Genomic DNA, 12,355 nt, shown 5'->3' with positions numbered 1-12,355 from the left:
TCAGGTGCCTGCTGTAGCGGTTTTTGCTATTATCTTATTGATGGCTTCCATTATTTTTTGGGTGCTACTGATATAGCCTTCTTTCTTTGTCTGAAAATGTTTCACAATATAAGTGATGCTACTTTATCCTATTTTAAATTGGTTGCTGTTACCTGGCACAAATGGTAACATGTTACACCTTTACCGGAGCTTCCATTGCAAATACCGCAAAGCTTTTCCATAGCCTTGGCGTATGGATTCATTATATCACCTGGGTCAGTGGCTATCACCATTTTATCGGTGATTTTATCATCACCAAGGCGAATAATCCGGGTGTTGATATGATCGCTAAAATCTTCGTCAGATAAATTACGGCAGAGGCGTTTCGCTGTTTTTATCATAGGCTGTTTCCAGGCTTATACCAATAAAGAAAAAGATATTTTCTTTAAAATAAATTATGGCAGAAAAAAGAAGAATAAGACAGAGAATCTATAGTTTACGGCACCAATATGAAGGAATGCACATCTACCACCCATAAAACCAAAATCTATTGACTATAAGGATTCTCGTCGTTTTAAAAGCATATTTTAATACATTGACAGAAATTGGTTTCTCCATCTTAAAACCTAAAAGTTGTTAGTGAATAAACCTTCCATTTATTCTGTAACGGCAAAAAGCTCAATAGCTACAGTTTTCATGCTGAATTGCTTTCACATGTTCACGCCAGATCAACCATCACCAGCTTGTACAAAAACGGATGAAATTACCGGGACAAAAATAAACAGTTGAAAGAGCTCAAAATTTGCTGAGTATTGGGCGAATAAAAAAATGAACAATGAAGTAAAATAATTGAGCTAACCAAAACGTATTTCAGAACCGCAGCTAAAGGTGCGACATTTGGAAATACCCTCACACAAACAAAAAGTGTCAGCTGTTTGTCGTAATTTCCAATTTCAACAAAATCATTTCTTCTATGAAACTACTGCTTTCGGCCACAGCAATACTGGCTGTATTTTTTGCATCAGCACAAAAAGAAAAAATATCGTTTGCGGCTACAGATTCTATTTTATTTGGCAAGGTAAAATACAGGCAAATAGGGCCTTTCCGCGGAGGTAGAAGCGGTACCGTAGCAGGAAGTTATAAAAATAAAAATACCTTTTTCTTTGGCTCAGCGGGGGGAGGCGTGTGGAAAACCACTGATGGTGGCAGCAATTGGAAAAATATAAGCGATAAAACATTTGGTGGCAGCATTGGAGCTGTAGCAGTAGCACCCAGTGACGAAAGTATATTGTATGCCGGCCAAGGAGAAAACACGTTGCGGGGCAATGTGAGTGAAGGTATCAATGGCATGTGGAAGAGTGAAGATGGCGGCCGCAGCTGGAAAAATATTGGTCTTAAAAACGCAAGGCATTTCGGCCGCATCATTGTTCATCCAAAAAATCCGGATATTGTCTGGGCATCCGTAATTGGCCATTTGTTTGGCCCAAGTCAGGATCGTGGAGTATATAAAACGATGGATGGAGGAAAAACCTGGCGCAAGGTTTTATTTGCCAATGCCAACGCAGGTGCAGCAGAATTGGTGATGGAACCTGGTAATCCAAACGTACTGTATGCCAGTACCTGGAACATTGGCCGTACCGCTTACAGCCTGGAAAGTGGTGGCCCTGGAAGTGCATTGTGGAAGAGTACAGATGGTGGTGAAACCTGGGCAAGTCTGATGGATAAAAAAGGCATGCCTAAAAAAGAAATCATTGGTAATATTGGCTTTACAGTGAGTGCGGTAAATCCTGATAGAGTGTATGCCCTCATTGAATGCAAGAGCCGTGGTTTGTACCGCAGTGATGATGGTGGCAATACCTGGGAAAAACAAACAGACGATGCCAATATCTGCCAGCGTGCATGGTACTTTAGTAAAATATTTGCCGATACAAAAAATGAAAATATCATTTATGCATTGAACGTAGGTATGTATCGTAGTATTGATGGAGGCAAAACATTTAAACAAACCATCAGCACACCGCATAGCGATCACCACGATCTTTGGATTGACCCCGAAGATGCCCGCAGGATGATTGTGGCAGATGACGGCGGAGCGCAAGTTAGTTTTGACGCCGGCGCAAACTGGAGTACGTACGAAAACCAGCCGACGGCTCAGATATACCGGGTTTCAACAGACAATCATTTTCCTTACCGGATTTTAGGAGCACAGCAAGACAACAGTACAGTAAGAATATTAAGTGCAAGCGACGGAGATCAAATAACTACCGCTGACTGGAGCCCGACAGCAGGTGCAGAAAGTGGATACGTGGTCGCTGATCCGCTTAATCCTGACGTGGTGTATGGTGGAAATTATGATGGCTACCTGAGTCGCTATGATCATAAAACCGGTGAAAACCGGGCCATCAGTGTGTACCCGGATAACCCAATGGGTGCAGGTGTAATCTCCATGAAATACCGCTTTCAATGGAACTTCCCCATCTTCTTTTCACCGCACAATCCTAAGCGGCTGTATGTGTGTGCACAAAATTTATTTGTAACAGAAAATGAAGGACAAACCTGGGAAATGATCAGCCCTGACCTTACCACCAATGATACAACCAAACAACGCAGCAGTGGTGGCCCTATTACGCAGGACAATACCTCTGTTGAATATTACTGCACCATTTTTACAGCATTGGAAAGCCCGTATGAAAAAGATTTATTGTGGACTGGCAGTGATGACGGCCGCGTTAATGTGAGTAAGGATGGCGGTAAAAACTGGAGCGAAGTAACGCCACCGGCAGCAGGCAAGTGGATGATGTGGAACTGTATAGACGCTGATCCTTTTAAAAAAGGTGCTGCTTATATTGTGGGCACTAAATACAAGCTGGATGATTTTAAACCTTATATTTTTAAAACGGAAGATTATGGTAAAACCTGGAAAGAAATTACCAATGGCATTCCTGCTATGCATTTTGCAAGAACACTTCGTGCAGATAAAAAGCGGGCAGGATTATTATATGCAGGTACTGAATACGGAATGTACATCAGTTACAATGATGGTGCTAACTGGCGCCCGTTTCAGTTAAATTTACCCATTGTTCCCATTACAGATCTTACCATTAAAAACAATGATTTAATCGTTGCTACCCAGGGGCGTGCTTTCTGGGCCATTGATGATCTTACACCCATACAGCAATTTGATCCCGCAACGCTCAACAAAAATTTTTATGTATTGCCCGTAAATGATGCTTACCGCAGAGATGGCTCAGTTAATATCAATGCAAAAAATGCAGGTACCAATCCTCCCAATGGCTCGGTAATCAATTATTTTGTTAAAGATTTTATTGATAGCATTAAAGGTAGTATCACCATCCTGGATAAAAATAAAAAAGAAATAAAAACATTCGCAACCGATGCCAAGGAGAAAAAAGACCAGATAGAAATCATTAAAGGCATGAACCAGTTTATATGGAACATGCATTATGCTGAAGCAGAAAAAATAGATGGAATGATTTTATGGAACGGATCTGCAGGTGGCCCAAAAGCTGCACCAGGCCAGTATTTTGTAAAGGTAAAAGCAGGGAATGATTCCACCATACAACCGTTTACGATCCTGGCAAACCCAACTTATAAAGTAACGCAACAGGAATATGAAGACCAGTTTACTACACTGATCACCATCCGGGATAAATTTAGTGAAATACAAAAAGCCATTAAAAATATCCGTGATATGCGTACACAAATAAATGGTTTTTCGGAACGCCAGGGAAAAGATTTACCGAAAGAAATAAAAGAAAAAGGCGATACCATTAATAAGCAGTTAACGGTAATTGAAGAGGCGTTGTATCAAACAAAATCAAAGAGCGGGCAGGATGTGTTGAATTATCCCATTCGTTTAAACGACAAAATAGGCGGTTTGTTCAATTACGCAAACAGTGGCTACAACGCCCCCACTGCGCAGCTAAAGCAAGCCTATAATGACCTGAGTGCAATGGCTGATATTCAACTAAAAAAATTGAAGCAATTGATGGATATTGACGTGGTTGAATTAAACAAATTGATCAGGGATAAAGCAGTACCGGTGATTGCACCCAGGAAAGAGCAGGAATAAAATGAACCAAAAATAAAAGGGCCGGTATTTTAGTATAAGCCCTTTTATTTTATTGATTTATCAAAAACGGTTAAGTCTAAATGCACTCACATCAATATCACTCGTTTTGTGTTGAATGATGTCAGTAACCAGTCTGCCCGTTCCGGTTGCTTCGGATATACCCAGCATTGCATGGCCACCCGCAATAAGTACATTATTATATTTTTCGGCCCGGTCAATGTATGGCAAGCCGTCTGGTGTTACTGGTCTTAGTCCACTCCATATTTTATCTGCAGGTGGAAATTCTATTTTTAATCCGGGATAAAATCTTTTTGCAGAATCATACACACCCTGCATCCTTTTCACTAATATTTTATTGTTGATCCCGCTTATTTCCATTGTACCACCAATTCTTAACTGTTGTCCCCAGGGCGTAATGGCACATCTTCCATCTACCAGTATGGCCGGATATTTTACATTATTTTCTACATGTTTGTAAGTGTAGCTATAGCCTTTACCAGGTTGTAATAATAACCGGATATCCATCATTTTCGCTACTATTGGCAGCCAGCTTCCGGCTGCCAATATAAGTTCACTACAGTGAAAAGTGCCTTTATCTGTAATTACTGAGGTAATTGAATTATTTATTTTTTCAAATCCGGTAACGGTTGTATTCAATTGAAATTGCACGCCGGATTTTTCAAGATAAGTTTTTAGAGCGCTCATTAACTTACCTGGGTTCAAATGGGCATCCTCTTTAAAAAGCACTGCCCCCGCCACATCCAGTTCAATATCTGGCTCCAATTTTTGCACTGCATCCCTTGTTAAACGTTCTACATTTAATCCAAATTTTTCTGCTTCATCCGCTAAATGAAATTCATGGTCGAGTGTTTTTTGTTGCTTGCACATCATCAGGCAACCTTTTCCTTCCATTTCAAAAGTATTCCCGAGGTCGGCCGTTAAATCATTCATTAAACCACGGCTCATTTGCAAAATATCATTTAAATGCGGGCTGTTTTTTTGAACCATTGCTGTAGTGCTGCTTTTCCAAAAATGATAGCCCCATTGCATTAAATCAAGGTTCAGCCTGGGTTTGATGTAAAAGGGAGATGTGGGACTTAACATCCATTTTAATCCCTGCGAAATAATACCTGGGCTGGCCAATGGTACAAAATGACTGGGTGAAATATAGCCCATGTTACCAAATGAACAGCCGTTAGACAGATCGCCGCGTTCTATAATATTTATCTTGTACCCTTCCCTGTTTAAATAATAAGCGCTGCACAAACCGATGATACCGCCGCCAACGATGGTAATGTCTTTCATAAAGTAATTAATTATTAATCAAAATAAATTTTTAATCTTTCAATATCCGGACTCCGAAAATTCGTCCGGCCGTTTTTTCGTAATTGGCAGCAATCTTTATTTTAACCAATGTTTTATCTTTTATTAAATCAGCAGGTATTGGATAAAGTTTATCATAAAATTTAGACGTAACTCCTCCGTTCCAATCCTGTGTCGCCAATAAAATTCCATCCATAAAAATATCGAATTTTCTATCTTTGTCGTCTCCTATTAAAGTTAGCAACAAATTATTGGCAATACCCGGAATCACTTTCATATCAAACGAAAAATAATTTTGGCTTCTTGCTTCCCGGCCCATCCTGCCAATGGCTTCATCTGTATAGCTTCTTTCTGTAGCAAATAAATGATGATCTCTTTCAGGCTGCATTTCACCAATGCGAAAAACGTCAATTGTTTTTTTCTCCATTTGCTGTTGCGCTTCCTTCTCTGCTTCATAAGTTGTTTGCCTTTCTGCAAATGCAGCATTGGTAAAGTAATCAAAGTACACACTGTAATACTGATTGTACATTTTATAAAAAGGAATCAGCTGCACATCGTTGGGTTTACCAATATTTTTTGTTTCAAACACGAGCGGTTTATTGGCAACACGCCGCACCCAATTTACCGGATTTTTATTATCTGTCAGCAATACAGGAGTACCGTACACTGGGTCTGGCATGGAAGTTCCGAGCGCCGCTGCCAATACTACGGGGCCATATAATATAGCTATCCTGTCTTTATTATCTGGCATCGATTCGGTATAAATATCCATTGCCAAATCAACCGTTACCACATCATTGTTTGCCCAGTGCCTTCTGCTCGTTAAGTAACCATTGGCATCTGTTTCTGTTTTAATTGGCTTGTCATTTACTACAATTACTGCATTGGTTTTGCACCAGGCCGGTTTACGGATTTTTAATGTAAATAAAGAAGGTACTTTAGAAATAATTTTTAGTTTAACCTGGTTCGTTTCAGGAATAAAATTTTGTTGTTGAATCGCCACCTTTTTTTCTTTCCAGTTTAATTGAGAAGGAATAAAAAGGTTTACAAACAAACTTCCATCTTTTCCTTCTGCATAAATACTCTCTGCATACTTGGAATGATTTTCCATTCCACTGCCCACACAACAGGTAAAAGTGTTGAAAGAATCGCTGAATATTTTATGTGTGCCCTGCCTAAGCGGAACAAAATAACACATCATGCCATCCTCCGGATTCTGCGATGCTAAAATGTGATTGTACAAGGCCCGTTCGTAATAATCCATGTATGTGGATGAAGGTTGCCAGGCGAATAAATGCCTTGTTAACTTCAGCATATTATACGTGTTGCAGGTTTCGCAGGTGTTGTCGCTTAAGCGGTCATTCAGTTGATCGGCCTGTCCACAATATTCGTAATTACTATTGCCGCCGATTACATAACTGTGGTGATGCACGATGGTATTCCAGAAAAATGTTGCAATTGTTTTTTCGCTTTGGCTGTTGGTTAATTCATATTGATTGGCAGCACCAATTGCTTTCGGAACATTGGTATTGCTGTGTTTGCCTGCCATGGGATCGATTTGCTTTGCAAGATTGCCCATGATAAATTCATCTTTAAATTTATAAGAAAGGTCTAGATATTTTTTATTTCCGGTGAAGGCGTATAGATTAGCCAGTACATCATTCATGCCCCCATACTCGCAGTTGAGCATTTTTAACCGCAACGAATCCGGCAAAGGATTAACTATATTAAAGGTCCAGTCTGCCATTCCGGTAACAACTTTCAGTGCTTCCTTATTATCGCAATACAAATACGCATCACACAAACCAGCCATTACTTTATGTACAGTATACCAGGGGCTCCATCCACCGTTCATATCAAAGCCACTGGTTTTTATCTGGCCTTTTTCCACATTACCAAAGATAGAATCTTCATTGGGTATAGCACCTACATAGCCCGTCTTTCTTGCCTGTTGGCAACGTGCCAGTTCATGTACGATATAATCGATCCTTTTTTTAAATTCATTGTTACCGGTTGAAATAAACATCATCGAAGCAGCGGAAAGATAATGCCCAAGCGTATGTCCTGACAAGCCCTGGTTTTCCCATCCTCCATAGATAGAATCTTTGATTGGCAAGCCAGCATTTTGGTAAAATCTGTATAATAACCTGTCTGGCTTTAATACCAGTAAATACGCCGCGTCTTTGTCCATGGCATTTTTAAAAGGGCTTCCATCCAATAACTTCACATCTCGCAAATCAAAGGCATACGCCTGCAAATCCACCACAGGCTTTACTTTTAGGTGACTGTTATTTTTTTGAGGAACATAAGACTGGGCAAAAGATGTAAACGTCCACAACAAAAGCGGGATCAATAAATATTTTTTCATATCTTTTTTTTAAATGATCACCAGAGGATAAAAATGAAGCTTACTAGTTATTAATTTTCACATCTTTCATTTTAGTTGGCAGCCAAACCTGCATTTGGTTGCTGCCACGGTTGCACCAGGTATAATAAGGGATGGCTGTAACTTTTTGTTCTACGGTATTTAAAGCTGTTCCATCTGCATTAATGCTAAGTACCGGAAGCATCGCATTCAGCGCTATTACTTTTTCGCTTTTTACATTGTAGGGTTCTGTTGCGAATGAAGCACTGTTTGGTAAAATAATATTCCATGCTTTGCCATTGTTATCGGCTCCTTCAAAGCAATACACCAAGGGCCCACGTTGTAAAGCAACCCGGTCGTTGTTTTGCTTCAGTTCATCCCTTGATATAATTTTTTTAATCTCCATCGGAATTTTCACTTCTACTAAATCATTCTTTTTCCATTCCCTGTCAATGATTGCATAGCCTTTTTCTTCTGTATATACAACAGGAAGTCCATTTACTTTAATGGTCGTTTTGGAAGAAGAACTGTCTGCAAAATGATACAAACCGCCTGGTGCCGGAATATCTTTAGCCCAACCTGGAATACGAATATGCATTGCAAATTTTATTTTTTTGGCCGCACTTACCTGTAGCTTTACATTGCCGTTCCATGGATAATCTGTCTCCATTTTTATATCCACATTTCCTTTGGGCAAAGCAATAGATGTATTGCTGCCTACAAATAAGTTGATCCAGATATTGCTATTGTTGCTGGCATAAATATAATTACCCAGAGATGCCACCAGCCTTGCAATATTGGCCGGGCAACAGGCGGTACCAAACCATTCCCTTCGGCTATTTTTTCCTAACGAAGCCAAAGGATTACCATAAAAAAAATGATCGCCTTCCAGTGATAATCCATCCAATGCTCCGTTATATAAACTCTTTTCCAGTACGTCCATGTACATGCTCTCGCCGGTTAAGGCATTCATACGTTGGTTCCAAAAAACCATTCCTACGCTGGCACAGGTTTCACAATACGCATTTTCATTGGGCAAATCATAATCATTGCTAAAGCCTTCGTTACCGCCGCTGCTACCAATACCACCGGTGATGTACATATTTCTAAACACCACATCTTCCCACACATTTTTCATGGCCTTCAGATAATCACTGTTGCCGGTAAGTGCTGCCACATCTGCCGCACCAGAATATAAATACATGGCTCTTACTGCATGGCCGGTAATCTCTGTCTGGTCTTTTATTGGTTTTAAATCCTGCGCATAACCGGTGTCTTTCCAGTCTGTCCAGGTATAGCCTTTTGCATAGCCATGGCCTCTTTCTTCCAGCAACCAATTCGATAATTTAAGATACTTTTCGTCGTTGGTTGTTTTATATAATTTCACCAACGCAAGTTCAAGTTCTTCATGGCCGGTAACCCAGTGCTTTTTTGCGGGTCCAAATAAAGAGTCAAAATGATTGGCCCATTTGATGGCCACGTCTAATAATTTTTGTTTACCGGTAACATTGTAATATGCCACTGCGGCTTCAATCATGTGTCCCGCATTGTAGTCCTCATGCATACTCATGTCGGTGTAGCGGTTTTGAGGTTCGTTCAATGTATAAAAAGTATTGAGATAACCATCAGGTTGCTGAGCTGCAGCAATCTTATTAATCCATTCATCTGCTTTGGCTTCCAGCGCCGGGTTTGGATGTGTTTTTAACGAATATGCCATTGCTTCCAACGCTTTATATACGTCGCTGTCATCATAAAAAATACCTTCATGCTTCTCTCCTTTTTTACGGGCTACTTTTTCAAAATTCCGGATGCGGGGTGTTTTAAATTCTGTCTGATCAATGCATACTGGTATAGTTACCGTTGCCACTTTATCAATCTTTGGTTTCCAGAAATCATCGGTAATATTTACTTTGGAAAAATTAATAAATTCAATCTTATCTAACCCCGTTTGCGCAAGTACAGCTAACGATTGAAAAAGAATTACTATTAGCAAAAGATGTGTTTTCATACCCTGAATTTTATTTTTTGATTAACATTTATTTTAAAAAATCAATTCTGTGCAGCAGCTTATAAAACCTGGAAACCAAAAGCATAAGGGTCATCCGCATCGTCTATCGTAATGGCATTTTGTCCGTAAATCCTGGCCCATCCTTCAATACCGGGACGAATGGCTGGGTTACCGGCAACCAATAATTCTTCTTCAATGGTGCCAATAAATTTACTGCCAATGATACTTTCATGTATAAACAAATCGCCTTTTCTTAATTTTCCTTTAGCATACCATTGCGCCATACGGGCGGAAGTACCAGTGCCGCAAGGGCTTCGGTCGATTGCTTTGTCGCCATAAAAAACAGCATTTCTCGCAGTGGATGATTGATCCAAAACCGCACCTGTCCAAAGAATATGGCTACAGCCGTTAATGGTATCATTCTCCGGATGCACAAAAGAATATTTTTGATTGATGCGTTTTCTTAATTCCCTCGACCAGCTTATTAATTTATCAGCCGTATAATTTTCAAGACCCTTAAAATTTTTCTGTACATCAACGATGGCATAAAAATTTCCGCCATAGGATACGTCTATCACCAACTCTCCCAAATCAGGGCACTCCACCGTTACCTCTGTTGCTGCCAGGTAAGAAGGAACATTGATCAGCTTCACAGATTTCACTTTTCCATTTTCTTCTTTATATGAAATTTCTACCAGACCGGCAGGTGCTTCCATTTTTACAATACCCGGTATTTTTGGTTTGATTAATCCTTCTTCAATAGCGATCGTGATGGTGCCAATGGTACCATGGCCGCACATGGGCAGACAGCCACTGGTTTCTATAAACAACACGGCCACATCATTCTGAACATCGTGTGGTGGGTATAAAATGCTTCCACTCATCATGTCATGACCGCGGGGTTCAAACATCAGACCTTTCCTTATCCAGTCGTATTCTTTTAGAAAATGTTGCCGCTTTTCACTCATTGTATTACCAATTAATTCCGGGCCACCTTCTTTTACAAGGCGAACGGGATTGCCGCAAGTGTGGGCATCTATACAAATAAATGTTTGTTTCATACTAATGTAAATTCGTAAAAGCATGCTTTAAAAGGTGCAACTTTTAAACTTTGCCTTAGTTATAAACTTTGGCAAAGTTGATTTCAAATAACCTTCAAAAATTTTGAAGCTTTGCCAAAGTTGCGAAGTTTTAAACTTTGACAAAGTTGATTTCAAATAACCTTCAAAAATTTTGAAGCTTTGCCAAAGTTGCGAAGTTTTAAACTTTGACAAAGTTGATTTCAAATAACCTTCAAAAATTTTGAAGGTTTGCCAAAGTTGCGAAGTTTTAAACTTTGGCAAAGTTGATTTTAAACAACCGCCAAAAATTTTGAAGCTTTGCCAAAGTTCCCTTTTGCTATTCCAAAAATATAAATTTTAAATCAATGGTTTGCTGATGATATTTAATAAATGCATCCAGTCCACCGAACGCTTCCAAGACATATTCTTTTTCCAATTTTGTAGGGCTTTTACTAAAAAATCTTTTATAAGAACTATGCGGCCAATCTTCCATTTTTTTGGTAAACCCATGATGTACCGGATTGGTATGGGTATAATGAACCTGTTTGCAAAAGGTGATATTGTCTTCGATGAGTTGCGTTTTCATACTGGGTATAAACATACTTCCCATGCGGTTGTATACCTTGTTAAAAGATTGGGTATAGCTACTGAAAAAGTTTGAAAATGTTTTGCTGATTTTAAGCTCCAGTTGTTTTGGTGATAATACAGGGGAATATTCTTGCTTTTGCCAAAGTTTTTGAAGCTCTTCATTAAAGCGTACCTGCAAAACGAGGTGAAAATGATTTGGCATCAAACAATAGCTATATAATTTGCAAACAGGTAAAATATGTTGCGCCAATCGCTGTAGAAAAAAAGTATAATTTTTTTGTTCAGCAAAAAGATTTTCTTTCCCGTTGGCATGGTTGAATAAATGATATTTTTCTCCGGGAATCATAGTTCAATTTAATTAAAGTTTTTAAACTTTGAACATATAAACTTTGGCAAAGTTGATTTCAATTAATCTACCAAGCTTTTGAAACTTTGCCAAAGTTGGTCGATTGCCAAAATGATTTAAACTTTGGCAAAGCTGATTTCAATTAATCTACCAAGCTTTTGCCACTTTGCCAAAGTTGGTCGATTGCCAAAATAATTTAAACTTTGGCAAAGCTGATTTCAATTAATCTACCAAGCTTTTGCCACTTTGCCAAAGTTGGTCGATTGCCAAAGTAATTTAAACTTTGGCAAAGTTGATTTCAATTAATCTACCAAGCTTTTGAAACTTTGCCAAAGTTGGTCGATTTCCAAAGTAATTTAAACTTTGGCAAAGCTGATTTAAATTAATCTACCAAGCTTTTGCCACTTTGCCAAAGTTGTTTGACTGCCAAAATAATTTAAACTTTGCCAAAGTTGTTTGATTGCCAAAATAATTTAAACTTTAGCAAAGTTCTTACAGAACGTTTTGTAAATTTATGCTATGGAACAGTACGGAAAGATTTTGCTTTTTGCCATGCCTGCTTTTTTAATATTGGTGCTATTTGAAAAATGGT

At 39.1% G+C, this 12,355-nt stretch carries 7 protein-coding genes; 1 reads left to right on the top strand and 6 read right to left on the bottom strand.

Going from position 1 to position 12,355, the window contains the following annotated elements; all coding sequences use genetic code 11:
* Window positions 1-128 precede the first annotated feature (128 nt).
* Window positions 129-380, bottom strand: a complete 252-nt coding sequence (locus H7254_RS02080; RefSeq protein ID WP_301931409.1) for a hypothetical protein — start codon at window positions 378-380, stop codon at window positions 129-131.
* 572 nt (window positions 381-952) lie between these two features.
* Here H7254_RS02080 and H7254_RS02075 point away from each other — a divergent pair.
* Complete coding sequence (locus H7254_RS02075) at window positions 953-4,072, top strand: hypothetical protein (RefSeq protein ID WP_301931408.1); 3,120 nt, start codon at window positions 953-955, stop codon at window positions 4,070-4,072.
* A 60-nt stretch (window positions 4,073-4,132) separates the two neighbouring features.
* Here H7254_RS02075 and H7254_RS02070 read toward each other — a convergent pair whose 3' ends face one another.
* The 5 genes from H7254_RS02070 to H7254_RS02050 form a co-directional block, all read right to left on the bottom strand.
* Window positions 4,133-5,377: an FAD-binding oxidoreductase gene (locus H7254_RS02070; protein ID WP_301931407.1), complete on the bottom strand. Its 1,245-nt coding sequence runs from the start codon at window positions 5,375-5,377 to the stop codon at window positions 4,133-4,135.
* Between the two features lie 31 nt (window positions 5,378-5,408).
* Window positions 5,409-7,763 (bottom strand): glycoside hydrolase family 127 protein, encoded by a 2,355-nt coding sequence (locus H7254_RS02065; RefSeq protein WP_301931406.1) that lies wholly within the window; start codon window positions 7,761-7,763, stop codon window positions 5,409-5,411.
* 43 nt (window positions 7,764-7,806) lie between these two features.
* The gene (locus H7254_RS02060; RefSeq protein ID WP_301931405.1) at window positions 7,807-9,768 is read right to left on the bottom strand and encodes a glycoside hydrolase family 127 protein; all 1,962 of its coding nucleotides are present in this window, start codon (window positions 9,766-9,768) and stop codon (window positions 7,807-7,809) included.
* A 59-nt stretch (window positions 9,769-9,827) separates the two neighbouring features.
* Window positions 9,828-10,829: a 4-hydroxyproline epimerase gene (locus H7254_RS02055; protein WP_301931404.1), complete on the bottom strand. Its 1,002-nt coding sequence runs from the start codon at window positions 10,827-10,829 to the stop codon at window positions 9,828-9,830.
* A gap of 337 nt (window positions 10,830-11,166) precedes the next feature.
* Window positions 11,167-11,763 carry a hypothetical protein gene (locus H7254_RS02050; RefSeq protein ID WP_301931403.1) on the bottom strand — a complete coding sequence of 199 codons (597 nt, stop codon included), beginning with the start codon at window positions 11,761-11,763 and terminating at the stop codon, window positions 11,167-11,169.
* Window positions 11,764-12,355 lie beyond the last annotated feature (592 nt).

The organism is Ferruginibacter sp. (assembly GCF_014377975.1).
Classification (GTDB): Bacteria; Bacteroidota; Bacteroidia; order Chitinophagales; family Chitinophagaceae; genus Ferruginibacter.
This window is presented reverse-complemented; position numbering and strand designations above follow the sequence as displayed.